The sequence below is a fragment of the Erwinia sp. HR93 genome, from assembly GCF_034555055.1.
Taxonomy (GTDB): domain Bacteria; phylum Pseudomonadota; class Gammaproteobacteria; order Enterobacterales; family Enterobacteriaceae; genus Apirhabdus; species Apirhabdus apintestini.
Genome location: NZ_JAXUDP010000002.1, coordinates 21,607 through 45,485, shown reverse-complemented (window position 1 = coordinate 45,485; position 23,879 = coordinate 21,607). Strand labels below are relative to the sequence as shown.

Annotated in this window: 24 protein-coding genes, 1 tRNA gene and 2 pseudogenes; 6 read left to right on the top strand and 21 right to left on the bottom strand. The window is 52.9% G+C overall.

The annotated features are described in order from the left end of the window. Positions 1–129 precede the first annotated feature (129 nt). Together SFA31_RS18645 and copA are read right to left on the bottom strand one after the other, a co-directional pair. Positions 130–1,323 carry a lysozyme inhibitor LprI family protein gene (locus SFA31_RS18645; RefSeq protein ID WP_322839461.1) on the bottom strand — a complete coding sequence of 398 codons (1,194 nt, stop codon included), beginning with the start codon at positions 1,321–1,323 and terminating at the stop codon, positions 130–132. A 204-nt stretch (positions 1,324–1,527) separates the two neighbouring features. Further along, on the bottom strand, positions 1,528–4,038 hold the full coding sequence (copA, locus tag SFA31_RS18640; RefSeq protein ID WP_322839460.1) for a copper-exporting P-type ATPase CopA: 2,511 nt from the start codon (positions 4,036–4,038) through the stop codon (positions 1,528–1,530). 96 nt (positions 4,039–4,134) lie between these two features. Here copA and SFA31_RS18635 point away from each other — a divergent pair, with 96 nt between their 5' ends. Together SFA31_RS18635 and cueR are read left to right on the top strand one after the other, a co-directional pair. Continuing rightward, complete coding sequence (locus tag SFA31_RS18635; protein WP_322839459.1) at positions 4,135–4,389, top strand: hypothetical protein; 255 nt, start codon at positions 4,135–4,137, stop codon at positions 4,387–4,389. A 38-nt stretch (positions 4,390–4,427) separates the two neighbouring features. Next, a complete protein-coding gene (cueR, locus tag SFA31_RS18630) occupies positions 4,428–4,838 on the top strand; it encodes a Cu(I)-responsive transcriptional regulator (RefSeq protein ID WP_322839458.1) in 411 nt (136 codons plus the stop codon). A 419-nt stretch (positions 4,839–5,257) separates the two neighbouring features. Here cueR and SFA31_RS18625 read toward each other — a convergent pair whose 3' ends face one another. The 4 genes from SFA31_RS18625 to SFA31_RS18610 all read right to left on the bottom strand — a co-directional run bounded on the left by SFA31_RS18625 (position 5,258) and on the right by SFA31_RS18610 (position 8,978). Continuing rightward, positions 5,258–5,710: an NfeD family protein gene (locus tag SFA31_RS18625; protein ID WP_322839457.1), complete on the bottom strand. Its 453-nt coding sequence runs from the start codon at positions 5,708–5,710 to the stop codon at positions 5,258–5,260. Beyond that, entirely contained in the window at positions 5,707–6,624 is a 918-nt protein-coding gene (locus SFA31_RS18620; protein ID WP_322839456.1) for an SPFH domain-containing protein, read from the bottom strand. Before SFA31_RS18620 ends, SFA31_RS18625 begins: the two co-directional genes overlap by 4 nt. A gap of 585 nt (positions 6,625–7,209) precedes the next feature. Continuing rightward, complete coding sequence (locus SFA31_RS18615) at positions 7,210–8,064, bottom strand: co-chaperone YbbN (protein WP_322839455.1); 855 nt, start codon at positions 8,062–8,064, stop codon at positions 7,210–7,212. Between the two features lie 143 nt (positions 8,065–8,207). Next, positions 8,208–8,978 (bottom strand): SDR family oxidoreductase, encoded by a 771-nt coding sequence (locus SFA31_RS18610; RefSeq protein WP_322839454.1) that lies wholly within the window; start codon positions 8,976–8,978, stop codon positions 8,208–8,210. Positions 8,979–9,570: 592 nt separating this feature from the next. Between SFA31_RS18610 and SFA31_RS18605 the strand changes: the two genes are divergently transcribed. Next, entirely contained in the window at positions 9,571–10,740 is a 1,170-nt protein-coding gene (locus SFA31_RS18605) for a porin (protein WP_322839453.1), read from the top strand. Positions 10,741–10,966: 226 nt separating this feature from the next. Here SFA31_RS18605 and mnmH read toward each other — a convergent pair whose 3' ends face one another. The 6 genes from mnmH to ppiB all read right to left on the bottom strand — a co-directional run bounded on the left by mnmH (position 10,967) and on the right by ppiB (position 15,456). Next, complete coding sequence (mnmH, locus tag SFA31_RS18600; protein ID WP_322839452.1) at positions 10,967–12,097, bottom strand: tRNA 2-selenouridine(34) synthase MnmH; 1,131 nt, start codon at positions 12,095–12,097, stop codon at positions 10,967–10,969. Positions 12,098–12,195: 98 nt separating this feature from the next. After that, positions 12,196–13,299, bottom strand: a complete 1,104-nt coding sequence (gene purK / locus SFA31_RS18595; protein WP_322839524.1) for a 5-(carboxyamino)imidazole ribonucleotide synthase — start codon at positions 13,297–13,299, stop codon at positions 12,196–12,198. Further along, the gene (purE, locus tag SFA31_RS18590) at positions 13,296–13,796 is read right to left on the bottom strand and encodes a 5-(carboxyamino)imidazole ribonucleotide mutase (RefSeq protein ID WP_322839451.1); all 501 of its coding nucleotides are present in this window, start codon (positions 13,794–13,796) and stop codon (positions 13,296–13,298) included. The genes purK and purE overlap by 4 nt, the downstream gene beginning before the upstream one ends. 132 nt (positions 13,797–13,928) lie before the next feature. After that, positions 13,929–14,174, bottom strand: coding sequence for a DUF1158 domain-containing protein (locus tag SFA31_RS18585; protein ID WP_322839450.1), 246 nt, complete (start codon positions 14,172–14,174; stop codon positions 13,929–13,931). A 62-nt stretch (positions 14,175–14,236) separates the two neighbouring features. Further along, positions 14,237–14,959, bottom strand: a complete 723-nt coding sequence (gene lpxH / locus SFA31_RS18580) for a UDP-2,3-diacylglucosamine diphosphatase (RefSeq protein WP_322839449.1) — start codon at positions 14,957–14,959, stop codon at positions 14,237–14,239. A 2-nt stretch (positions 14,960–14,961) separates the two neighbouring features. Continuing rightward, entirely contained in the window at positions 14,962–15,456 is a 495-nt protein-coding gene (gene ppiB, locus SFA31_RS18575) for a peptidylprolyl isomerase B (RefSeq protein WP_322839448.1), read from the bottom strand. A gap of 174 nt (positions 15,457–15,630) precedes the next feature. Here ppiB and cysS point away from each other — a divergent pair, with 174 nt between their 5' ends. Both cysS and SFA31_RS18565 read left to right on the top strand, forming a co-directional pair. Continuing rightward, positions 15,631–17,016: a cysteine--tRNA ligase gene (gene cysS / locus SFA31_RS18570; RefSeq protein WP_322839447.1), complete on the top strand. Its 1,386-nt coding sequence runs from the start codon at positions 15,631–15,633 to the stop codon at positions 17,014–17,016. 939 nt (positions 17,017–17,955) lie between these two features. Continuing rightward, positions 17,956–18,645: a DUF3592 domain-containing protein gene (locus SFA31_RS18565; protein ID WP_322839446.1), complete on the top strand. Its 690-nt coding sequence runs from the start codon at positions 17,956–17,958 to the stop codon at positions 18,643–18,645. A 178-nt stretch (positions 18,646–18,823) separates the two neighbouring features. Here the strand turns inward: SFA31_RS18565 and ybcJ are convergent, their stop codons facing one another. Both ybcJ and folD read right to left on the bottom strand, forming a co-directional pair. Then, positions 18,824–19,036, bottom strand: coding sequence for a ribosome-associated protein YbcJ (ybcJ, locus tag SFA31_RS18560; RefSeq protein WP_322839445.1), 213 nt, complete (start codon positions 19,034–19,036; stop codon positions 18,824–18,826). 1 nt (position 19,037) lies between these two features. Continuing rightward, on the bottom strand, positions 19,038–19,904 hold the full coding sequence (gene folD / locus SFA31_RS18555) for a bifunctional methylenetetrahydrofolate dehydrogenase/methenyltetrahydrofolate cyclohydrolase FolD (RefSeq protein WP_322839444.1): 867 nt from the start codon (positions 19,902–19,904) through the stop codon (positions 19,038–19,040). 251 nt (positions 19,905–20,155) lie between these two features. Between folD and SFA31_RS18550 the strand changes: the two genes are divergently transcribed. Continuing rightward, positions 20,156–20,232: transfer RNA gene (locus SFA31_RS18550), tRNA-Arg, on the top strand. 15 nt (positions 20,233–20,247) lie between these two features. Here SFA31_RS18550 and SFA31_RS18545 read toward each other — a convergent pair. From SFA31_RS18545 to SFA31_RS18515, 7 genes and pseudogenes are all read right to left on the bottom strand, one after another. Then, the gene (locus tag SFA31_RS18545) at positions 20,248–21,411 is read right to left on the bottom strand and encodes a site-specific integrase (RefSeq protein WP_322839443.1); all 1,164 of its coding nucleotides are present in this window, start codon (positions 21,409–21,411) and stop codon (positions 20,248–20,250) included. A 131-nt stretch (positions 21,412–21,542) separates the two neighbouring features. Continuing rightward, a pseudogene (locus SFA31_RS18540) lies at positions 21,543–21,638 on the bottom strand (helix-turn-helix domain-containing protein); the annotation flags it as partial. A 2-nt stretch (positions 21,639–21,640) separates the two neighbouring features. Continuing rightward, a complete protein-coding gene (locus tag SFA31_RS18535) occupies positions 21,641–21,814 on the bottom strand; it encodes a hypothetical protein (protein WP_322839442.1) in 174 nt (57 codons plus the stop codon). A 158-nt stretch (positions 21,815–21,972) separates the two neighbouring features. Then, positions 21,973–22,140, bottom strand: a pseudogene (locus SFA31_RS18530) (DUF2737 family protein); the annotation flags it as partial. A gap of 66 nt (positions 22,141–22,206) precedes the next feature. Then, positions 22,207–22,689 carry a siphovirus Gp157 family protein gene (locus SFA31_RS18525; protein ID WP_322839441.1) on the bottom strand — a complete coding sequence of 161 codons (483 nt, stop codon included), beginning with the start codon at positions 22,687–22,689 and terminating at the stop codon, positions 22,207–22,209. Next, the gene (locus tag SFA31_RS18520; protein ID WP_322839440.1) at positions 22,689–23,579 is read right to left on the bottom strand and encodes a RecT family recombinase; all 891 of its coding nucleotides are present in this window, start codon (positions 23,577–23,579) and stop codon (positions 22,689–22,691) included. Before SFA31_RS18520 ends, SFA31_RS18525 begins: the two co-directional genes overlap by 1 nt. Further along, on the bottom strand, positions 23,576–23,872 hold the full coding sequence (locus tag SFA31_RS18515) for a hypothetical protein (protein WP_322839439.1): 297 nt from the start codon (positions 23,870–23,872) through the stop codon (positions 23,576–23,578). The genes SFA31_RS18520 and SFA31_RS18515 overlap by 4 nt, the downstream gene beginning before the upstream one ends. Positions 23,873–23,879: the final 7 nt, after the last annotated feature.

The window sequence follows — 23,879 nt, the reverse complement described above, 5'->3', positions numbered from 1 at the left end:
AAAGCCAAGTATTAGTCCTCCTGAGGCAAGACGCCACACCAGAAGTGACGGGGTAATTCGCGGGCGGCTTTCCTGCTCTGCGATGACAGCGCATCCAAAAGACCGCCCTGAATAGCACGCCGAATGAGATTATTCGTCCATGTCTTCGCCCATCGAATCAATAAAATCAAGCCGCATCTGCAGCCACATATTCACAATATGCGTCGCCGCGATTTTCGCTTTTGCCGGGGAAAAGGCGCGCGCGCGCTGTAGCCAGTTCGCGGTGTCGCTTTCGGCGCTATCAAGCGCTTTTATCACCGGTGCGCCCCGCGCGGTTAATGCTTTAAGTCGCTGCAGGATTTGCGCGGAGGTTGCGAATTTTCGGCCGCTGATTTCGGAGGATAAAAAAAGCTCAGGGGAAACGGTGGCCTGTAAATTGAGTAATCGCCACTCGGCATAGCTGGAAAAACGGATGGTACCGGCCTCCTCGCCGATACTGCCGGTGAGCGGCCCCATTGCCTGATTGAGCGCCAGCCAGCCGGAACTTTCAAAAAGCCCTTTATCCGGCGGGCATATGGGGGCGCCGGCATCGCGCGTAGAGCCATAAAGTGCACCAAAGGTATCGTACGCCAGGCGGCCCTGGCGTTGGAAAATGAAGCAGTGGACGAAGGGGCGATACCCGTCGCCGGGCGCTGACTGATAATTAGCGCTTTCGATGCTCATTCTGAGCAATAGCATCACGCTTTTATCCCGGCTGGTCTCCGGGTCGTTTTTGATATCGTCAAAGAGCGAAGCCATAAACCCGTCGCCTTCGCGCAGGGCCGCATAGGCAACCTCTTCGCGATGTTTGGCTTCGGCGTCGGTAACCCCGCTGGTCGGCTCAAACTGATGCAGATAGAGCAGCCAGGCGGAGGCCAGCCCGTTATCGTAGGCCATTAACCCCTGTGCGGCAGATTTAGGCTGGCTGGCAATTGAGGCGATGAGCGTGTCAATACCGGCTGCGGCGTTAGCGCCCTGCTCATTAAGTTGAGCAATGCGCTGCTGTATCCGTTCGCCAATGCAGCGTTCACTGGTGCCACAGGCATCGCGCTGGCTCAACCATAGCTTTTGCTGATGATATAGGCGGGTTCTTTGCGCTGGCGGTACATCGGCTATCACCGCTTTGAAGCTTTGATTCAGGATATCGTCAAGCTGGCTTAACGCCGGTTTTGCGCAGATGGCGCTTTCCGTCGCAGTCAGCGACGCATCGCAGGGAAACCCCGCGCCCGAGGCAGCGGCGGAGATCAATATCAGAGTAAGAGATAAATCGCGCAAAAGCGCGCGCTGTCCGTAGCGTAATCGCATAGTTTGGCATCCGTTTTTACAATTCAGGTGTATCGGTTCAGTGAGTACCGGGTAACTGAAACCGAGTAAGCTAACGGTGCTGTCGCCCAATCCATAGACGGCAGCGCTATAAAGAGGCCCGCTGCGCATATCTCTTTTGTTCAGCGGGGCCGATCTCTTAGCGTTATACCCTTTAACGGTGCAAAAACATTGATATGCGTCGCATTATGTTTGGGACGGCGGCGTATAGCGTAGTAGCCGATTGGCGTTACTGACTACGGTAATAGAGGATAACGCCATCGCGGCACTGGCGACGATCGGGTTTAATAGCGTACCGGTAAACGGCCAGAGAATACCGGCGGCTATCGGAATGCCGAGCGCGTTATAAACGAACGCGCCCGCCAGGTTTTGCTTCATATTACGCAGCGTGGCGCGAGAAATCGCCATCGCATCGGCGACGCTGGTGAGATTATGGCGCATCAGCGTTATCGCAGCGGTTTCGATGGCGATATCGCTGCCGCTGCCCATGGCGATGCCTACATCAGCCAGGGCCAGCGCCGGGGCATCATTAATGCCATCGCCTATCATTGCTACGCGTCGCCCCTGTTGCTGCAGTTGCGTAATGGCCTGCGCTTTCCCGTCCGGCAATACGCCGGCAATGGTTTCATCGAACCCCACTTCCCTGGCAATCGCCTGGGCGGTGGTTTCGTTATCACCCGTTAGCATCACCAGACGATAACCTTCCTGGCGCAGGCGTTTTAGCGCACTGGCGCTTTCTGGGCGCAGCGGATCGCGAATAATGAACAGCGCTGCGGCGTAGCCATCGATAGCCACTAGTACCGGCGTGGCGCCGAGTGCGGCGCAGGCTTCTGCGCGCGGAGCCAGTTCCTCGCAGCTGATGTGGTGCTTTTTTAATAGAGCGAGGCTGCCGAGCAGGAGCTGGTGGCCTTCGGCCTCTCCGCTTACGCCTAGCCCACGCAGAGTACGAAACGCGCTGATATCAGGCAGTGCGTAGTTGGCGGCACGCGCCGTTATCGCGTGTGCCACAGGATGCGCTGAGCCTTGTTCCAGAGCGGCGGCGAAGCGCAGCGCCGCATCGGCGTCCACGCCGGTGGCGGTTTCAATGGCGGTGACCTGCGGCTTACCTTCCGTAAGCGTGCCGGTTTTATCAAACACCAGCGTATCCAGTGCGCTTGCGCGCTGGAGTGCGTCGGCGTCGCGTACCAATATGCCGTATTCCGCCGCGCGCCCGACGCCGGCAATAATAGACATCGGGGTGGCCAGCCCAAGCGCGCACGGGCACGCAATAATCAGTACCGTGGTGGCAATCACTAACATATAGGTGACCTGCGGCGCCGGGCCGAAGAAATACCAGATAGCGGCGCTAATGAGTGCGATGGTCACCACCGCGGGGACAAAAATCGCAGAAATGCGGTCGGCCAATTGCCCAATCTCGGGCTTACTGCTTTGTGCCTGACGTACCATATAAATGATGCGCGCCAGAGTGGTCTGGTTCCCGGTGCGGCTGGCGCGAAAGGTTACGCTGCCGTCCTGAACTATTGTCCCGGCGTGAATGGTTTGCGACGCCGTTTTCCCCAGCGGCACCGGCTCGCCGGTAAGCATGGATTCATCAAACCAGCCTTCACCGTTGATAATATCGCCGTCTACCGGAACTCTATCGCCGGTCACCAGGCGCAGCGTCATCCCGGGCTGGACTTCGGCCAGAGGAATACTGCGCTCACCGTCGCGGGTTACCAGCCGCGCTGTGGGAGGGGTAAGCCCCAGCAGCCGTTCCAGCGCCTGAGAGGATCGCGCCCGTGCGCGGGCTTCCAGCATATGCCCAAGATTGATGAGGCCGATAATCATCGCGCTGGCCTCATAATATAAATGTCGGGCCGGGGTGGGGAAGGCCTGTGGCCAGAGGTTGACACTCATCGAATAAAGCCACGCTACGCCGGTGCCAAGCGCTACCAGCGTATCCATGGTGGCGCTACGATTAAGCAGGCTTTTCCAGGCGCTACGGTAGAAATGGCCGCCGGCAGCCACCATGACGACGAGAGTAACCCAGCCAATCGCCAGCCAGAGCGTGCGATTGGTCGCGGTCACAGTCATATTATCGCCGAACATACCCCAAATCATTACCGGGATGCCGACTGACAGCGCGAGTATTGCCTGCCAGCGAAAGCGGCGGGTTGCCGTCTGCGCTAATTGTTGCTGGCGTTCGCGGCGTGCGATGTCATTATCAATGGCCTCGGCGCTGTAGCCAGCGGCGGCGACGGCATTGAGCAGCGCCTCGGGCGCCGCGCACCCTGTTACCAGCGCCGTGCGCTCTGCCAGATTTACCCGGGCGGCAACGACGCCGGGAACATTTTGCAGCGCGTTTTGTACGCGCGTAACGCAGCTGGCGCAGCTCATGCCGCTTATCAAAAGCTGCTGACTGTCTTCGCCAGATTGCGGCTGTGCCGGAAGCTCAGAGTCTACCGCTGTCGGTGCTTCCGGCGGAGCGTTCGATGCCGCCAGCGGTTTAGTCTTTGGGGAGGCGATTCGGGCGTCATAGCCCGCTTCTTTAATTGTGGCGATAAGCGCATCTGCGCTGGCGCTGCCGGTAATACTGGCGTTCTCAATTGTCACCTCGGCGCGTTCAACGTCCGGGCGGTGTTCCAGACTTTCTTTGACGCGTTTTACGCAGTGGCCGCAGGAAAGTCCTTCCAGTGCCAGGGTCACAGTATGAGACATAGCAGACTCCTTAGTGGATGGGGGAGGGTTAACCCCGGTGTGATGTGATTAAGCTTAAACCCTCCCTCAAGGGGAAGGTCAATAAAAGAGTGCGCGATGGAAGGTAGCGCTTCAGCGCCAGGGGGATTTGTAATAAAAAATAGCCGGGTCTGGCGCCAGTCTTTTAATGATGTGAATCAGGGGGCGCGCGTGAGTAAAAGTTTATTATGCTACGCCTTCCTGATGGTGGCTGATGCAGGGGATTTTGGTGTGAAAAGGGCGAACGCATACGTTAACCTGATTATTATTTCGCTAGCGCGTGCCAGAAAAAACGCACGGCGGGTCAGCGCCTGGCCGCAGCGCTTTCAGTAATGCCTGATGTCGGCGTTATGCCAACAGGAGAGACAATAATGAATATTAGCGATGTAGCCAAAAAAACCGGGTTGTCGAGCAAGGCTATCCGATTTTACGAGCAAAAGGGGCTGGTCACCGCGCCCGGTCGCAGTGAAAACGGTTATCGCCTTTATCAACAGCGACATATTGAAGAATTGACGCTGCTGCATCAGGCGCGTTTGGTCGGATTTACGCTTGAGGAGTGCCGTGAACTTATTGCGCTATTTCATAACCCCGCACGCCACAGCGCTGATGTGAAAGCGCGTACGCTGCAAAAAGTGGCGGATATCGACCGGCAGATGGAAAAACTGGCGCAGATGCGGGCGCGCCTGATGCAGCTTGCACAATCCTGCCCGGGAGATGAGAGCGCCGAATGCCCTATTATCAATAACCTGGCGGGCTGCTGTCACCAGCGGCGCGAGGCGTAGCGCCATTTCTCAGTTTCTTAAAGCATGCGCTATTACTTTTGCGCCGCAGCAACTAACGGCGACGATGATAAGCGCCGTTCCGACAGCGTCTGTTTTCGTGGCGCGGAGCCTTCTTCTGCGAAGGCGGTGATTAATCCGCCAGAGGTATAGCCGGAAGAATGCTTCTATGTGCTTCTTACCAGAAGAAAAGGGATTGAGATAACGGCCGGTGTCGCAAATGAAATTATTGGGATGCCTGCGGAAAAAGATAATCATCCTGCTGAAAACTGAAAACTGAAAACTGAAAACTGAAAACTGAAAACTGAAAACTGAAAACTGAAAACTGAAAACTGAAAACTGAAAACTGAAAACTGAAAACAGCATTTAAAAAGCCATCGCCGGAGAGGATGGCTTTGCGTTATCGGGCGGTGCTGCGCCAGTCATGAACAAGGGGCTACGCGCAGAGTAATGCCTTCCAGCGCGATGACCCGCACCCGGCTGCCGGCTGGCAGGTCGTTGTCCGCGACGACCGGCCAGCGCCCATCTCCTACAGGCGCGCTACCTCGCCCGTTGATAAGCGGGGTGTCCAGCGTCAGGATGCGGCCAATCATAGCCTGGCCGCGCTGATTAAGCGTAGTGCCGGACGCGCTGGCAGCGCGCCGACTGGCTAGCCAGCGCCACCAGAAAAATGCGCTGGCGACGGTGAGTAGCGCAAAACTTACGCCCTGCCATTCCACGTTGAGCGGTAAAACCCACGTCAGCAGACCGGTCACCAGCGCTGCGATACCGCTCCACAGGAGATATCCGCCTGCGCCCAGCATTTCAGCGGCGAGCAAAAGCCCGCCCAGAGAGAGCCAGAATACATGAGGATGGGCGGCAATAGCGGCTATCATGAAGGCGAGCGCTCACGCTTACCGGCGTTAATCAGTTCGCTGATGCCGGCAATAGAACCCATCAGGCTGCTGGCTTCAAGCGGCATTAATACCACTTTGCTATTGTCTGCGGCGCCGATATTTTGCAGGGCGTCGGTGTATTTTTGCGCGACAAAATAGTTAACGGCCTGAATATCACCGGCGGCAATCGCTTCTGATACCATCTTCGTAGCCTGCGCTTCTGCCTCAGCGGAGCGCTCACGGGCTTCTGCCTGCAGGAAGGCGGACTGGCGCTCGCCCTCGGCTTTTAATATCTGCGCCTGTTTTTCACCTTCCGCTTTCAGTATTTCCGCCTGACGGATCCCTTCGGCTTCCAGAATGTAGGCGCGCTTGGTACGTTCCGCCTTCATCTGTGCGTTCATTGAAGAGACCAGCTCTGCGGGCGGGCGCACGTCGCGAATTTCGACGCGCGTGATTTTGATTCCCCACGGGCTGGTAGCCTCATCGACAATATGCAGCAGGCGGCTGTTAATGCTATCGCGCTGCGAAAGCATTTCATCCAGCTCCATTGAACCCAGAACGGTACGAATATTGGTCATTGTAAGATTAATGATGGCCAGATCGAGATTGCTGACTTCATAGGCGGCCTGCGCAGGATCGATAACCTGAATAAAACAGACAGCGTCTATGGTAACGTTGGCATTATCCCGCGAGATAACTTCCTGAGACGGAATATCCAGCACCTGTTCCATCATATTAATTTTGCGCCCGATGCGATCCATAAACGGGACCACCAGATTCAGACCCGGCGTAAGCGTGTGTGTGTAACGTCCAAAGCGTTCAACCGTCCATTGGAATCCCTGAGGAACGATTTTTACGCCGGCGGTGACGATAACCAGCGCGACCACAATAAGTACGGCAATCACCATTAACATTAAGCAACCTCCTTGGTTTTTCTTTTATTGGCTCTGCGGGGAACAGATTATCATCGAAGGCGCCGAAATATCGCATTATCTACGAGGATTCTTGACGAGCTATCGCAAAAAATAGGTGGCAGCGAGAAGATTTAAGCGTTGGGGCAGAAGCAGCCGCTCTATAAGGATATATATTTTCAATTCCAGCGCATAAAACTGCAGAAATCTATCTGCAAAATAGGCTATTTGATAAAGCGGGAAAATATGAGGCGCTTTTATACAGGTGCATAAGAGCGCATTCGTTAGCGCAGCGTGATTTCGGCCGTTGCGCCCTGGAAATAATGAATGCAATGCCTGCACGTTTTAGAGGGCGCTGGTGATTTAACAGGCCCGGGCAGCGTTTTGAGTCGGCGAGGCGTGAGTCGTGGAAGTAGCGAGGTAAGAGTGTGCGGCGACGCGCGACGCGGCACTTCTCACCCACGCCTTTGCTGAGTTGATATTCATAAACGCCGATGACCGCCTGCCTGGCACGCTGTTATCTGCGCCGCCTCATTGTATTGCATCATGCCGCCGCGTATAGGCGTCTTTGCCGCCGATGTTGTGCAATTAGTAAAGCAATGAATACAGTTGGCGGCGATATTTAGAGGCCAGCGCATCGCCAGTCCCTAATGCGGCCAGGATTTCCTGGAACACTTTACGTACCTGGCCCTCGCCTGCGCCCAGATCGCCTTTTAAATGGCTAAACAGCAGCTCTAGCGCCTCTTCGTTACGCCCGACCTGATGGAATTGCAGCGCAAGCTGTGCGGCCAGCGCGGTATCATTTGGGTTTTGCTCTACCTGCCGCTGTAACTGCTGAATTTCGGGCATATCCGCGGCCTGGCGTAGCAGATCAATTTGCGCGACCAGCCCCTGATAGCGGGTATCCTGATCCTGCAAAGGGATCGTTTTTAACACGCCCTCGGCGTCATCGGCGCGCTGTAGGGCGATTTGTGTTTCAGCCAGCAGCAGGCCAATTTCGCTATCTTGCCCGGAAAGCTGCCACGCTTCCTTTAACAGGGGCAGGGCTTCATCATATTTATCATCCTGCATGAGCTGCATTGCTTCACGCGCTTTCAATTCTTCTTCGCGTGGTAGCACTTTTTCAAGCAAGGCGCGAATCGCTTCTTCCGGCTGCGGCCCCTGGAAACCATCTACCGGCTGCCCGTTCTGGAACAGATATACCGTGGGGATTGCCCGCAGACCGAACTGGGCGGCAACCATCTGCTGAGCGTCACAGTCGACTTTAGCCAGAATGAACTGCCCATGATACTGCGAGGCAAGGTTTTCCAGCACCGGCGTTAACTGCTCACAGTGCTGACTACGCGCAGACCAGAAGTAAAACAATATTGGCGTGGTGACCGATTGTTCCAGCGTTTGCGTCAAATTAGCTTCGGTGATATCGATAATCGTCTGTGCGGTCATGAATAGCTCTCTATTGGCTTTCGATTGTGGCCAGGCCGGGCGCGGCAGCGCCGCTGCCTACAAAAATACGCTCAAAGTGCCTGGCTTACAGGATTTTACGGATGACGTTTATGTTACATGGGGGCGTTGTTCCGAGCTTCAACTCAGCCCTGTAAAATTTTGTCCAATGCTCGCGCTGGCAGCAAACGGCGCAGAACGCTCATTATATGCGCGACCAGCGTTACCGGATAACGCAGGCGCGGGTGTGAGCTTTCCAGCGCGTGACAGACTTTGTTTACTACGGCTTCTGGCCCCAGCGTGAAGCGGGCAGCAATGCCGGGGTTGCGGATCGGTTTATCGCGCTCGGTCTGATTCACATTTTCAGTGAACTGCGTATGAATGGGGCCGGGCTCAATAATACTTACGCGAATGCCGTATGAGCGTTGCTCCATGCGTAGCGTATCCGACCAGGCTTCAAGAGCATATTTACTGGCGGCATAGGCACCGCGTCCTGGGGTTGCGATAAAACCCATTACGGAGCTGGTCATCACAATGCGCCCCGCGCCGTGCACTTGCAGGGCAGGAAGTAACAACATAGTGAGCTGGTGCGTGCCAAAAAGGTTGGTGGAGAATTGTTGGTGAAGCTGCTCTCTGCTGAGTGTTTGCAGCGGGCCATAGACGCCGTAGCCGGCATTATTAAAGAGCGCGTCCAGCCGATGGTTTGTCAATTGCAGTACGCGTTCTGCCGCCCGGGAAACGCTATCAGGTGTATCCAGATCGAGTTCTATTCCTTCATAGCCCAGTTCCATCATACGGGCAACATCCTGAGGTTTTCGACAGGCGGCGAGCACTCGCCAGCCGCGGCGGCGGAGTTCGCTGGCGCAGGCAAGACCGATGCCGCTGGAACAGCCTGTAATTAAAATTGTTTTTTGCATGATTAATGTGCCGAATAAGTCTGATGCAGGCGCTGGAGTTCAGTGATAATAGAGGCGGCCGCTAACGCCTGGGCCGGGAAGCATCGGATTAAGGGAGCGCTCGTAAATTAATGGTCAATAACCGCATTTATATCACAAGTTTGCCTCAGAATCTGTCTTCAGCGTTTGCGTTAGCAAGTGAATAAATGATTTATCAACGGACAGTTTAGCTGCGCGCAGGCGTATTACTCAGAAGCCCGTCAAGAATGCGCCGATTTTTCCCATCGCCCGATGTCTATTGCGGCGAATGACAGTGCCCGAATATGAGATAACGTTAAGGAGCAGAGGCGGGCCACGGTGGTTTTTTGCGCGTGGTGAAGCAGAAACAGACAGACTAATATACCAGCGCCTGCCGGGCTGTCACGTCGGGAAAAAATAGGTAACCTTATGAATAAAAGGGGTTATACCTAAGGCACGGTTTTCTTTGTTACATTTAGATATAATTTCATAGCCTTTTAAGCGCACGTATCGCTAATCGAACGCCAAAAACCGATACAAATAAACGCTAACATGCGCGTGCTATTAGCAAGCATTGGCAAACAAAGGATAAGAAATGAAAACTAAAATAAATGCGCTGGCTAAATATGTTGGCGCAGCAGTGGTACTTGGCGCAATTTCCTGTGCAGCACAGGCCGAAATCACCGTTCTTAAACAAGACCCTCAGGCAGGCGACCCGCTCAGCCGCCTGAATTTCACCGTCGGCGGTAGCATTCGTCCGCAGTTCAATAATATGACCGGCGATAGCGATAAAGGTTCCTACAAGCGTAACGGATTCGACGGTGGTTCGCGTTTCCGTTTTACCGCCGATTATTATCTGTTTGATGACATTAGCTGGATAAGCTACTACGAGCTGGGCGTGAATTTCCCGGCGCTGTTTAACTGGGATCATCACTATGCTGATGGCGCTACCGATACCACCCGCCGTATGCTGTACACCGGTTTGAAAAGCGATACCTGGGGTCAGTTAACCTTCGGTCAGCAGAACAGCGTATTTTATGATGTGGTCGGTGCGAAAACCGATATCTGGGATTATGACATGCTGGGCCAGGCGCCGGGCAACGGTATTAACGGCGATTACGATGGTTCATACCGCACGCGTAAATCTCTGAAGTACAAGAAAACCGTGGGCGATGTGGATCTGTACGCTTCTTACCTGTTTGATGACGACCTGAATCGTAACGACGGGAAAGGTATCTACAAGCGTAAAGGCGGCGGTTCGCTCGGGATGAACTACCATATCACTGACGATCTGCAGTGGGGCTCGGCGTGGAACTACACCAAAGCCAAAATGCGCAACTATGAAGGCCGTGATGCATCTACCTATAACCAAAATATCTGGGGCACCGCGCTGAGCTGGACGCCGGATAACTGGACATTAGCCGCGGGCCTGGGCTGGTATCAGAACTATATTCCGCTGAAGGGCGGCTATAGCGCGCAGCCTATCGACAACGGCAACGCATTTGCCGATGACGCATGGGGCTATGAATACTTTATCGGTTACGCCTTCCCAATTAACCAGTATGCGCTTCAGGCGATTCAGCCTTATGTTATGGGCGACCGTATGGAGTTTGTTAATGGGGCTAACTGGAAGCGTATCGACAACGGCGTGGGTATCAACTTCAAGTTTGACTACGGCTTTTCTATGCAGTATGAGCACGTGTTCACTTCCAGCACCGACGATCAGGGCGATATGAACCTGGTACGTCTGCGTTACGATTTCTAAATCGTCACGTTTAATCGCGGCGGGCTCAGTGTAGCCCGCCGTTTTTATTTCCAACCAAAAACCACATTCTGTGAGCGTGGTTTTCAATAGGTTTTGGCTCTGGCTTATTGTTTTGGGATTTAAATCTCACAAGGCTGGCAGAGACTTGTTTTTAAGGGATTTGGTACCCCCCTTTGGCGTGAAATCAATGCCGTCTGCTATGAAGGCAGGTTGTATTTCCGGCGCGCTAGCGGGGATGCGCCGTTGATTGCACTTCTGAAAGCCACGCCTGGACCTGTTCAAACGTTCCGCGATAGAGAATGCGATCTTGCTTTTTGGCAAGCTGGTAGCGATACATAGGATCGTAATATTGGCTGAGTAAAGGCTCAAGCCAAAGCAAATGCGCCGACGCGTCGCCCTGAATGCGATGGCGGATAAGCGCCCCTTCAAGCGCCCGGTGAAGCTGCGTATACTTTTCCAGACCAAGGCGCCGTTGAATGCCTGTCAGTCCATGGCGTAGGTAATCAGCAAACCTTATCCAGCCAGCCTCTTCACCATAGTGTTGCTGAAATGCGCAGGCCATATGGACGAAATACTCATCCTGCAGACGCGCTAACCGACGCGGCAGAGGATCGTCGATAACAATGATATTCGCCTGCGCCATCTTTTGCCGAAAGACGGCTGGAATATGCCGCGAGCCAATCGAGGCGCTTTCATCTTCGACTATCCAGCGGAACTCTGCGTATTCGCCTGACCCGGGAGCTTTACGCATCATCGTGACTGCCAGTTGGTTTTCAAAACTCGCCTGGGAGGGTTGAGGGACCAGGGTTGCGCCGAATGAAGAGCCGCGATGCTGCGCCAGGCCTTCCAGATCGATGCCCGCGGGCAATGTGCGCAGCAGCAGCGTTTTACCGCAGCCGGTGTTGCCGCTAATCAGTAACATTGGAAGGTTTATCAGCCGGTTTAGCGCTTCCAGCGCAAACCGGCGCAGCGCCTTATAGCCGCCGGCAATGAGCGGGCAGGCGGTTCCGGTTTCAATCAGCCACTGCTGGGCAATATGCGAACGCAGGCCGCCACGCGAACAGCATAAATAGCCTTCGGGATGCGTGCGATGCCATGCCTGCCAGCCAGCGATGCGCTGAGTTTTAAGCGTGCCGGTGACCAGCGACTCGCCGAGCGCGATCGCCGCCCGTTGACCGCTGGTTTTATAACAGGTGCCGACGGCGATTCGCTCTTCATCGTTCATTAGAGGAAGGCTGGTGGCCTGGGTGAAGGAACCCTGCGTGAATTCCACCGGTGCGCGTACATCCAGAATTGGGATACCGGAAAGCAGAATATGTTGATAGTCCCGGCTATCCGCGGGAAGTGGGTGTTTCAAATGCATAACCTGTGAGGCCGCCAGCGCGCGCGCCAGCATTGAACTATAACGGGAAATCTTAGGGGCTATAGCGCCCCTGCGCCATGATCCTAAGCGGATTACCGGCTATTTTGCGCCATTTTTATCGCCCCGTCTTGCCTCAATTCTTTGCGCGCCCATGCAATCGTATCTGCATAGTCTTCCGGCAGAAGCGGCGCCAGCGCGCTTAGCGTTGCGCTCAGGCTATTTGCGTCCCCAGGATGAATATTAAGATGGCCGACTTTGCGGCCGGGGCGCACTTCTTTGTCATACCAGTGTAAATGCACCCGTCCCAGCCGCAGCCATGCCGCCTCTTTCGGCGTGCCAATCAGGTTAATCATCGCCGTTGGCGCATCGACGATGGGGGTAGGTAGCGGGAGATCGAGAATCGCGCGCAGGTGAAGCTCAAACTGGCTGAGCGATGCGCCGTTTTGCGTCCAGTGCCCGCTGTTGTGTACGCGCGGTGCCAGTTCGTTAATAAGCAACCCATCCGGTGTGATAAAACACTCCATTGCCATGACGCCGACATAGTCCAGCTCGGTTAAGAGGCGGCCCAGCAGTTCCTGCGCCTGGCGCTGCAGCGTGGCGTCAGGAAACGGGTGGGCGACGCTGGCGCGCAAAATACCGTCCTGATGGAGATTCAGCGTGAGCGGATAAAAAATGAGCTTTCCACCGCGCCCTCTGGCCCCGATAAGCGACGCTTCGCCGCTAAAGCAAATCGCCTTCTCGACGATAGATGCGCCGTAGCAGTCATGAGGTAGTAATGATGCCCCGGAGAACTGTAGCCGCCACTGGCCGCGTCCGTCGTAACCGCCAGTGCGCCGTTTAACCACCACCTGTTCGCCGAGCTGGCTGAATATTTGCGGCCAGTTATCGCCGCTATTTAGCGGCAGCCAGGGGGCGGTTGGCAAGTTCAGTCTCTCAAAAAGCCGTTTTTGCGTGAGACGATCGGCGATGATGGGGAAGACATCGCGGTTAACAAAAGCGCTATGCGTCACCAGTTCACGGGTCAGCGCGGTTTCCGGCCAGCGTTCAATTTCAGCGGTTATCACGCTTTGCCGCCAGGGGATAGTTTCTGCACGGGCGTCAGGACCAATCGGCCAGACGCTAATGCCAAGCGGTTCGCCCGCCTGACGCAACATGCGGCCTAGCTGACCGTCACCCAGGACACAAACCTGCATTATCTCTCCTCGCGCGGATCGGGATGATTGAGGACTTCATCGGTTTGGCGCTGGCGCCATGCGGTCAGGCGCTGATGCAGTTTATCATCGTGTAGCGCCAGAATTTGCGCTGCCAGCAAGGCGGCGTTAGCCGCGCCGGCTTTGCCGATAGCAAGCGTACCGACCGGGACGCCGCGCGGCATTTGTACAATGGAGTACAGGCTATCTACGCCGCTGAGCGCCGCGCTTTGTACCGGTACGCCCAGTACGGGAATTAATGTTTTAGCCGCCAACATGCCGGGCAAATGCGCCGCGCCGCCGGCGCCGGCGATAATAACTTGGAAGCCTTGCGCGGGTGCCTCTTCGGCGAAGCGAAAGAGTTTGTCCGGCGTGCGATGTGCTGAAACGATTTCAACGTGATGGGCAATATCGAGTTCATTCAGAATGTCAGCGGCGAAACATAAGGTGCTCCAGTCGCTCTGTGAACCCATAACGATAGCGATGCGTGGATGAAAAGGCATGCGTCCAGTAGCTCCTGTATGGCAAAACAACAGCGGCGGATCGTAAAAGGGCAGGCGGCAGAATACCATGACATAATGGCAAGGAAAACGGTTGCGTGAATAAATATCACCCTAAAAGGCGCCGTTTATTATTCAGGTTAAGGCAAACCAGCGGCGCCAGATAAAGCGAATAACTAGAAATTCAACCGTACCAAGTAGCAAAAACCAGACGCAAAACAGCAGCGTGTAGAGTTGATTCATATCCATTAAATGGAAGAAACCGATAAGGCGCTGCGCAAGGGCCGGCGTGAGGGTGGGCGCTGGCAGCAGCAGGCAGGAAAGAAACGCCAGCAGGAGAATGCCGCCCGCGCTGAGTAGCGTTTCCGACGCGGATTTCATAATGTTATATCCCGGTTAAAAACGCTATTGTAGGGGAAGGCCTAAGGCGGCGCAAAAGCATTCTAGAAAGGAAATTCGAGCAGTTCGATATCCTGCGGCGTGACTTTAATCATCGATCCCCGCTGGTGCCACGCGCCGAGGACCGCGCGTTGATATATCTGCTCGTTTATCTCCAGCCTGTGTATTGCCGGGCGGTGCGTATGCCCGTGAATCAGCCACTGCACACGATTTTTCTCCATCGCGTCGATGACCGCCTGTTGATTCACGTCCATGATGGCCTGCGTTTTTTCGCTATTGGCCATTTTGCTTCCGGCGCGCATGCGCGCAGCGATGCGGCGACGTATAAAGAGCGGCAGTGAGAGAAAGAGTTTCTGCAGCCAGCGCTGATTCACGCGGGCGCGAAAAGCCTGATAGCCGATATCGTCGGTACACAGCGTGTCGCCGTGCATGATGAGAATACGGCGGCCATAGAGATCCACGACTTGCTCCTGTGGCAGAAGATGCATGCCGCTTTCACGGGCAAAGCGTCCACCCAACAGGAAATCGCGATTACCGTGTATAAAATAAATAGGTAGCCCGTGCAGTGCCAGCGCTCTTAGCGTGTCGGCAACTTCACGGTGTAAGGGATTAGGATCGTCATCGCCAATCCAGGCCTCAAATAAATCACCCAGAATGTACAGCGCGTCGGCACTTCCCGCCTCACGCGCCAGAAAGCGTAAAAAACCGGCGGTAATCGCCGGTTCTTCCACGCAGAGATGAAGATCTGCGATAAACAGCGTCGCCACGATTATTCGCTAACGGTAACGCTTTCGATAATCACGTCTTCTTTAGGCACGTCCTGATGCATACCGCTGCGGCCCGTGGAAACCCCTTTAATTTTATCGACGACGTCCATGCCTTCCACGACTTCGGCGAACACGCAGTAGCCCCAGCCCTGCAAACTTTCCGCGCTGAAGTTCAAAAAGTCGTTATCAGCTACGTTGATAAAAAACTGCGCGGTTGCAGAGTGCGGTGCCTGAGTACGCGCCATTGCCAGCGTGCCGCGCGTATTTTTCAGGCCATTGTTGGCTTCATTCTGAATAGGATCTTTAGTGGATTTTTGCTTCATACCCGGCTCAAAACCGCCGCCCTGAACCATAAATCCATTAATGACGCGATGGAAAATGGTGTTGTTGTAAAATCCTTCGCGGCAATAATCGAGAAAGTTCTTCACGGTGAGCGGTGCTTTGTCATCAAAGGTTTTAATGACGATGTCACCATGATTGGTGTGAAAAGTAACCATTTTATGCATCCTGTGAGTTGTTCAGTACACTGGCCCCAAAGAGCAGGGCGCGTCAGGAAGTTGTTATAGCATAACTCGCTGTTCGGGTTAACCTTGCAACGCGTGCTGCTTCCCGAGTGAATTATGGGTAAGATATAGCGTTTGGTTATCCACCGTTTAACATGGAATCTTCAGATGTTGAAAATTTATAATACCCTTAGCCGTCAAAAAGAAGCGTTCAAGCCCATCCATGCGGGTGAGGTGGGTATATATGTATGTGGGATAACCGTTTACGATCTTTGTCATATCGGACACGGACGCACGTTCGTCGCGTTTGATGTCGTGACGCGTTATTTACGCTATCTCGGTTACCGTGTGAATTACGTGCGCAATATTACTGATATCGACGATAAAATTATCAAGCGCGCGAATGCCAACGGGGAGGCGTTTACCGCCCTTGTCGACAGAATGATTGCGGAAATGCACGCGGATTTTGATGCGCTAAATATTTTGCGTCCGGACAGCGAACCGCGCGCCACGCAGCATATTCCTGATATTATTGCCCTAGTTGAGCGTTTGCTCGCCCGCGGGCACGCCTACGTTGCCGAAAACGGTGACGTGATGTTCTCTGTTCCTACCGACCCACAATACGGAAAGCTATCGCGCCAGGATCTTGAGCAGCTGCAGGCCGGCGCGCGCGTGGAAGTCGCCGAAGTTAAACGAAACCCAATGGATTTCGTGCTGTGGAAAATGTCTAAACCCGGAGAGCCGAGCTGGCCGTCACCGTGGGGAGAAGGCCGCCCCGGCTGGCATATCGAATGCTCTGCCATGAATTGTAAGCAATTAGGCACTCATTTTGATATTCACGGCGGTGGCTCTGATTTGATGTTCCCGCATCATGAAAATGAAATCGCGCAGTCTACCTGCGCTCACGATGGCGAATACGTTAACTACTGGATGCACTCCGGTATGGTGATGGTCGATCGTGAAAAGATGTCGAAGTCATTAGGTAACTTCTTTACCGTGCGCGATGTGTTAAAGCATTACGATGCCGAAACGGTGCGCTATTTTTTGATGTCCGGCCATTATCGTAGCCAGTTGAATTACAGCGAAGAGAATCTGAAACAGGCGCGCTCTGCGCTGGAGCGTCTGTATACGGCGCTGCGTGGAACGGATGTGAATGCCGCAGCCGCAGGGGGCGAGAGCTTTGAGGCGCGTTTCACTGAAGCAATGAATGATGATTTCAACACGCCGGAGGCTTATTCGGTGCTGTTTGATATGGCGCGTGAAGTGAATCGCCTTAAAGCAGAAGATATGGCTGCGGCTAACGGGATGGCGGCCCACCTGCGTAAACTGTCCGCCGTGCTCGGGCTGCTGGAGCAAGCGCCCGAGCTATTTTTGCAAAGCGGTTCCCTGGCGAATGACGGTGAGGCGGCTGAAATTGAGGCGCTGATTGCTGCGCGCAATGCCGCACGCAGCGCTAAAGACTGGGCGGCGGCCGATGCGGCGCGCGATCGTTTGAATGAGATGGGCATTGAACTGGAGGATGGCCCGCAAGGAACGTCGTGGCGGCGTAAATAACGGCGTTCTGCCACCGCGCCAGGCCTGCGAAAATGCGTGCGCATTATCCAGTAAGCCGGGGGATATATCCCCCGGCTTTTATCAGAGAGCGGGTGCCTATCTGCCGGTGGCATAATTATTATCTTTGGCTCTGCATTAGTGCTGTAAAGTCGCATCAGGCATCAGGCATCAGGCATCAGGCATCAGGCATCAGGCATCAGGCATCAGGCATCAGGCATATATTGCGGTTCAAACTTTCAATCCGGCGTTTGTGGCGCAAGCCGCATCATCTGCCGCAGGTTCCTTATCAGTTAATATAAACCCCTGCTAACGGCGCTCATTCGCGCGCTAAGGCCCGTTTACGCGTGAAAGAAATAGCGTTCCCCTGCCAAATGGAATACTGCTGAGCCATCGCTGATATTTATCCTATAGAAGGTCTTTTGCACTGTCCTGAGCTGCGCTGGCGTTAACTTACCAGAGCGGGAGGCCGCCACCAAAACGCATTTTGAGCAGGTCGTGGCCCGTATAGGTATCTCATTTTTATTCTTATAAACCCCGGCAGCTACTGATGTGCCCATGCGCAATCATGCGTTAACCCTGTAAAAGATTAAGCCATTTAAACTATACAAGCTCCCTCATGAATAAGACTTTTTTATATGCGTTTTTTCTTATGTAGATGACAAATTTGGTAAACAATTTGAGTCAGAATATTTCCCGATTTCTTTTTCATTAATATATGTGGCGGCGGTTTGCCGGGGGTAACTGCAGGTCGTTATCTGCTTTGTTAGGCTATCGCAAAAAAAAACATAAAAAATGTAATTGTAGGAATTTTCCATTCAGGTAAAGTGGGATTTCGCTATTTTTGTTTAAGAATTTACTTATTTTTTCAGGCCGGCTTACGTTTTTTTTAAATAAAGCATGTCATAATTCCACGATTTTTGATTACACAAGGATGTTTGTATGAAAAACGCGTTGTACGCCTTTTTTATTACAGGATGTATGTTTTTAGCATTTGCCGCGTTTACGGCCTGGTCGCACTGGCATTTCGTTGAAAATGCGCGTCAGGACGAGGGGACCGTTATCGATCTTGAGCATGAGCAAGGCGAACACGGTAGTACCTGGTATCCTGTGGTGCGCTTTAAGGATAATAGCGGCAAAATTCGCGAATTTAGCGCGACCATTGGCAGTAGCCACTATCGGGATCGGGTAGGGGAGCCAATTAAAGTGCTGTATCCTGAGAGCAATCCTGAAAATGCAATAATCAACGACGCTGCTGGTATCTATACAACGCCTATTATCATGAGCCTGCTGGGCGCCTTTTTTGCCTGCGTTGGCGCGCTGCCGCTGGGTTACTTTCTGGTTCGCCGTATAGAGGCCTCCCGATTATTGCGGGAAGGAAGGCCGCTTAAAGTTGATATTGTCGGCGTAGAACTAAATACAGAGGTTGAAATTAATGGGCGTAACCCGTGGCGTATCGTTTGCCATTGGTTTGATAGCGCAGAAAATAAAGTTCATCAATTTCATAGCGCTAATTTATGTTTTGATCCCACGCCGTGGATAATAAAACGCAATAGAACTACGGTGTATGTCGATCGTCAAAATATTCAAAAATATCATCTGGATATTTCCTGGCTGCCGGAAATGGCTTAATTTTTACAGTGCAAGTTTCTTCAGCGGCGGTAGTCAGCGCTTAAACGTGAAGATGTCTGCATATGCGCATTGCATACAGATAATAAGGGAAAGTTAACGGCCAGGGGCGCCGGCCACGGTATGTAACCCACCGGCGCTAATGAGTTACCGCCGCAGTGAAAGCGGCGGTTGAAGGTTGTTATGCTATGACGGTAATATGCAATCCATTAAATGAAACGCTTTCTCCGGCGATGACTTTACGCCGCTTTCGGGTTTCAGTTTCCCCATTAACTTTTACGCTGCCTTCGCTAATCACGATTTTTGCCTGAGCGCCGCTTTCACACCAGCCTTCAAGTTTTAATAGATCGCATAATTCCACATAAGGATGCCTGCCAAGGGAAAATGTATTCATCTTAAGTACGCTCCGCGTCGTGATATTCTTCGCAGGCCTGCAAAGTATTTTGAATTAATGTTGCTACCGTCATAGGGCCAACGCCGCCGGGAACGGGAGTGATAAATGCAGCGCGTTCGCTGGCTTCATTAAAAATAACGTCGCCAACGACTTTTCCGCTTTCGAGCCGGTTAATGCCGACATCAATCACGATGGCACCTTCTTTAATCCAGCCGCCGGGAATAAACCCGGGCTTACCTACAGCAACAATCAGCAGGTCTGCGTTTTCAACGTGCTGACGCAGATTTTTTGTAAAGCGGTGCGTAACTGTCGTTGTACAACCTGCCAGCAATAATTCCATGCTCATGGGCCGCCCGACGATGTTTGAAGCACCAATAACAACGGCGTTAAGGCCGTAGGTGTCAATGTGATAACGCTCCAGTAGCGTCACAATGCCGCGCGGAGTGCAGGGACGCAGGCGCGGAGAGCGCTGACATAAACGACCAATATTATAAGGGTGAAAACCATCAACATCTTTATTGGGAGAGATGCTTTCCAGCACTTTAACGTTATCAATGCCTGCGGGAAGGGGAAGCTGCACCAAAATACCATCGATTGAGGCATCCTGATTTAGCGTATCAATCAGTGTAAGAAGTTCAGCTTCGGTTGTGGTTTCGGGCAGGTCGTATGAGCGGGAAATGAAGCCAACTTCATCGCACGCGCGTCGCTTACTGTTAACGTATATCTGCGAGGCCGGATTGCTGCCCACCAGAATAACGGCAAGCCCTGGCGCACGTTTACCTGCGGCGATGCGTGCGGCTACTTTTTCCGCTACCTCAAGGCGCACTTGATGCGCAATCGTTTTACCATCAATTATTTTTGCTGCCATAGACGTAGGGATTCCATCCATATCATGTCGCTGGGTAGGCGCCTATTCTGGCAGAACCGGCACGCGCTGTCAGTCGCGGTTTACATTTTAAGGTAGAGTACAAACCTGGCGGATACTATCTTTCTGAATCATTATGGCAAATTGAACCGGTGTTAGCGGCGACTTAGTGAGCAGCCTGACTGAAAGCCATTGACTCGATGTGCACTGAACGTATAATTCAGCCACCTTGTAAAGCAAGGCTTTCTTTCAGCGCGCCCTTAGCTCAGTTGGATAGAGCAACGGCCTTCTAAGCCGTAGGTCGTAGGTTCGAATCCTACAGGGCGTGCCATTAAGAATCATGTACTTACGCCTCCTTCGCTTCCTCCTGATTTCCGTTGTGGGACATATTTGGGACATCAACACCGAAAATTGAGTCAATTTGCTTTGCATGCTCAGTTAAATGATTAGGTGCCAGGTGGGCATATCGACGGACCATTTCGATACTTTCCCAGCCGCCCATTTCCTGAAGTACGGATAACGGAACTCCGGACTGAATTAACCAGCTAGCCCATGTGTGTCTCAGGTCGTGAAAACGGAAATCCTCAATACCTGCACGCCGACATGCAGCATTCCATGCGCTCTGGTCATCAACCCTCATCTTCCTCACTGATGGAGTCTTTGAGCCATCAGGTCGAACACCGGCTTTCATATGGACGAATACCCATTTATGATGATTGCCAATCTGATCGCGCAGTACCTTACAGGCCGTATCATTCAGCGCTACGCCAATAGCTCTGTTTGATTTACTGTCTTCAGGATTCACCCAGGCAACACGACGCTGCATGTCGATTTGCTGCCATTCCATATTGATGATGTTCGAACGACGAAGGCCGGTTGCCAGCGCAAACTTAACAACCGATTTCAGTGGTTCAGGACACTCCTCAATAAGCCTCTTCGCCTCATCATGCTCCAGCCAGCGCACCCGCTTATTCCTTACCGCGGGAACTTTTATCACTGGTGCCTTCTCCAGCCATTTCCAATCACGTTCTGCCGCACGCAGAATAGCTTTCATCAGTGCCAGATGTTTGGCCTTGGTTGAAGTGGTGACGGGGGAGGCTGAATATACCGGTGCTGGCTGTCCATTCTTCTGCGCCGCGGCTGCCTGAACCTTCCATATCTCAAGCAACTTGCGGTTGCTCATCTTGTTTACTGCTGAGTAAATCTTTTGCTCGGTAACATCCTTTAATCTAATCCCCTCGAAATGCGCAAGCCAGAACGCCATGCGGCTACGGTCGTCTTTCAATGACTTCTTCTCGGCCTTTTCCTCAAGCCACCGCATGCATGCATCATCAAACGTTACATCAGGGAAATCACCTAAACGTTCTACTCGCCACAATTCAGCTTTGCGCTTGTCATGTAGCTCAGTAGCGAGCCGTTTGTCGGAAGTCCCAAGGCTTTCCTTAATTCGCTTCCCGCCCGGGAGCGAGTACGATGCGTACCATATTTCACCTCTGCGGAAGAGTGACATTGCGTTTCCTCTTTAATGCCATCACCCGCGCTCACGCCGACAGTATGCAGCGGAGACTGAAGCGCCGCAATGCAGGCTTGCCGTGTAGTGAGGTATGGGGATTTGGGTTTGGAAGGGTCTTTTCGTGTTGCCTGAAGGCGGCCTGTGCGAATCCAGTTGGTGGCGGTAGGTCTGGATATCTTTAGAAAGGCACAGGCTTCATCAAGTGTGATGCTGTGTGATTCCATGGTTACTCCAGATTGAGAGCGTTAAGTAAGTCCATCAATGCGTCGTAACATTCTGGAGGAACGACGACATCATCAGTTGAAAGCATCGCCTCTATAGCATCGAAACACATGCTTGCATCCTCCTCCGTCATGCTGATGAACAAGCATCCTTCTTCCTGGTCATGGTTAGATTTCATTATCTATCTCCTTACGCTAATTTCTTATACACGCGAGGCTTATCAACAGTGGCCGCGCGAAGTTCGTGTTCTGCGTGAGAACTGTAATCACCGAAGTCCCACTCGATGCGATACCATGTCGGCCTGTTCTCCTGCTCCGTAACGCCATCAACCACTCCTTTGCGAATTTGCTTAAGCCAAGCTGTCAGGAATTTGTTCTCGTTAACGCTCTGGAAGCTATTGCGCTTCAGCATCTCTTCGCGTGGGATATCGTTTATGGGTTTGAAGCGGTGTCCGGCGATAAGCTCGTTGGGAGTGATAAAAGGGTCGTAATAATTTCCAATCATGATGGCAGCCTCGATAATTTTGCTCTGACTGAATAGATTGAACGGGAGGTATGTCATGCTGAATCCTTACTTGATGAGGAGGGTAGGCTTGCCGAGCTTGAGTGATGCACCAGGAATTGAATTACCGGCCTTGAGTTGATGCTTGATGGCTAACTTGTCAGCCTTTATTGAGGTTACGTATTCGACGTACTCAGGAGGTAGGGAGCCTTCGTCTGTGATTTCAACTGACTCCACAGGAGCACGAACAGTTACCTGATGGATGCCAGCTTTGAGTGATTTTTTCCCTGCCGTTTCGAGAGATGCGGCAACATATTCCTTCATGCTAGCAACGCGGTTTTCTGCAGCCTTTGCGCGCTCTGCAAGGCGCTTACTTTCTTCTTTCAGCGCCTCAGCATAAGCAGATTCGTTTTTGCAGACAGCGAGGATTTGCTCCACCTTTGCTTCCAGCTCCCACTCAATTCCATCAAGCGTGTCGGCAATCATTTCCGGTTCCATGCCAGAATCTGAGAGTTTGGCAAAATCATTTGCAATCTGATAAAGGGCGGTCATTATGCTGCCTCCGGGAATTTTGGTTTGCATTCGTGATAGATGGCCTGAACGTTCTGCTGCAATTTCATCCCCATGGTCAGCTTGAATGCTTCCTGGAACTTAATTTTCAGGTCAAATAACGTCCCAGCATTCGCCATTTCATCGCATAGCACCTGAACGCGCTCGATGATTTCCTGCTGTCGCTTGCGCTCATCCTCGCGAATATCTTCCTCTGACTTATGCGGCATCACTGGCTCCTGATGCATGCCTTCATCTTCATTGAGCAGGTGGATTGCATTATCCAGACGTTGCGCCCTAGGCCAGTATTTCGAAGCTCGCTTGACGATGGTCTTACGCGCCATTTCTTCCCAGAACGTCTTCCATGGGCCGTTCTTTGCCTTGCTGGTAGCTTCCACCGACTTAATCTCTGCCAGGTTCATTTCTTCAGTCAGGTAGTCACCATCAGCAGTCTTAACCGTGCAATAACCACCGACAACCTCGCCACGCTCACCAAACGCGTTGTATTTGTGCGTAGGAGCGCTATCAAGCCCGTTTGATTCATATGTGTCAGCTGAGTACACCAGTTTGCACTGACCCCACTTAATGGAGCCTGTAGACTGCGCAAGGTGCAGCAACCCCATGTAGCTGATATCGAGGCACACCATGCCGTCGCGAGGAACCAGATAGGCCAGTTTGCTAGCCGGGTTCAGCGTAATGCCAATGGCTGCTACGTTGATGATTGCGTTCTGTGCGCTGGTAGGGTTGGATAGGGCTGTTTTGGCGAGGAAGTCATTCTTCTGGAAATACTGAATTGCGAATTGGCTTTCCTTTGCCCAATTAACTGTCTGCTCAGTTAATGCCCCGCAGAATAGCGGCTCCTGCTGCTTAACAAACTCAACGATATTGCTCATGCTTCGTCCTCAAATGTATGTCGGCTCAGGAATATGCCGATCGCATACTCCACCTCTACGCGCGGCCTGAATATTTTCCACATAACTTCGCCAGCGAATTCCTGATAGTTGCAGTCGTCTTCGCCAAGCCATTCAACAGCTGCTTTCGTGTGGTCGTCAGGTTTATGTGATTCCAGCATATTGAGTACCGGCCGCATGGTCGCGCACAACATCTCAGTCTGCTTATCAATTTTCGCGTGGTCTTCATCGCTTAGATGCGCGATGATTTGCTTAATCTCTGTTTTGTCTGTCATCGTCAGG

Bases quoted from the DNA above. Each gene is read 5' to 3' on its own strand.
- copA (WP_322839460.1), bottom strand. From the start codon at position 4,038: ATGTCTCATACTGTGACCCTGGCACTGGAAGGACTTTCCTGCGGCCAC.
- SFA31_RS18625 (WP_322839457.1), bottom strand. From the start codon at position 5,710: ATGATAGCCGCTATTGCCGCCCATCCTCATGTATTCTGGCTCTCTCTG.
- ybcJ (WP_322839445.1), bottom strand. From the start codon at position 19,036: ATGAATACATTTTCCCTTGGCAGGCATCCTTATGTGGAATTATGCGAT.
- SFA31_RS18620 (WP_322839456.1), bottom strand. From the start codon at position 6,624: ATGTTAATGGTGATTGCCGTACTTATTGTGGTCGCGCTGGTTATCGTC.
- SFA31_RS18635 (WP_322839459.1), top strand. From the start codon at position 4,135: ATGGAAGGTAGCGCTTCAGCGCCAGGGGGATTTGTAATAAAAAATAGC.
- SFA31_RS18535 (WP_322839442.1), bottom strand. From the start codon at position 21,814: ATGAAATCTAACCATGACCAGGAAGAAGGATGCTTGTTCATCAGCATG.
- folD (WP_322839444.1), bottom strand. From the start codon at position 19,904: ATGGCAGCAAAAATAATTGATGGTAAAACGATTGCGCATCAAGTGCGC.
- cueR (WP_322839458.1), top strand. From the start codon at position 4,428: ATGAATATTAGCGATGTAGCCAAAAAAACCGGGTTGTCGAGCAAGGCT.
- SFA31_RS18605 (WP_322839453.1), top strand. From the start codon at position 9,571: ATGAAAACTAAAATAAATGCGCTGGCTAAATATGTTGGCGCAGCAGTG.
- SFA31_RS18615 (WP_322839455.1), bottom strand. From the start codon at position 8,064: ATGACCGCACAGACGATTATCGATATCACCGAAGCTAATTTGACGCAA.
- cysS (WP_322839447.1), top strand. From the start codon at position 15,631: ATGTTGAAAATTTATAATACCCTTAGCCGTCAAAAAGAAGCGTTCAAG.
- SFA31_RS18585 (WP_322839450.1), bottom strand. From the start codon at position 14,174: ATGAAATCCGCGTCGGAAACGCTACTCAGCGCGGGCGGCATTCTCCTG.
- SFA31_RS18545 (WP_322839443.1), bottom strand. From the start codon at position 21,411: ATGTCACTCTTCCGCAGAGGTGAAATATGGTACGCATCGTACTCGCTC.
- SFA31_RS18520 (WP_322839440.1), bottom strand. From the start codon at position 23,579: ATGAGCAATATCGTTGAGTTTGTTAAGCAGCAGGAGCCGCTATTCTGC.
- ppiB (WP_322839448.1), bottom strand. From the start codon at position 15,456: ATGGTTACTTTTCACACCAATCATGGTGACATCGTCATTAAAACCTTT.
- SFA31_RS18525 (WP_322839441.1), bottom strand. From the start codon at position 22,689: ATGACCGCCCTTTATCAGATTGCAAATGATTTTGCCAAACTCTCAGAT.
- SFA31_RS18610 (WP_322839454.1), bottom strand. From the start codon at position 8,978: ATGCAAAAAACAATTTTAATTACAGGCTGTTCCAGCGGCATCGGTCTT.
- SFA31_RS18645 (WP_322839461.1), bottom strand. From the start codon at position 1,323: ATGCGATTACGCTACGGACAGCGCGCGCTTTTGCGCGATTTATCTCTT.
- SFA31_RS18565 (WP_322839446.1), top strand. From the start codon at position 17,956: ATGAAAAACGCGTTGTACGCCTTTTTTATTACAGGATGTATGTTTTTA.
- SFA31_RS18515 (WP_322839439.1), bottom strand. From the start codon at position 23,872: ATGACAGACAAAACAGAGATTAAGCAAATCATCGCGCATCTAAGCGAT.
- purE (WP_322839451.1), bottom strand. From the start codon at position 13,796: ATGCCTTTTCATCCACGCATCGCTATCGTTATGGGTTCACAGAGCGAC.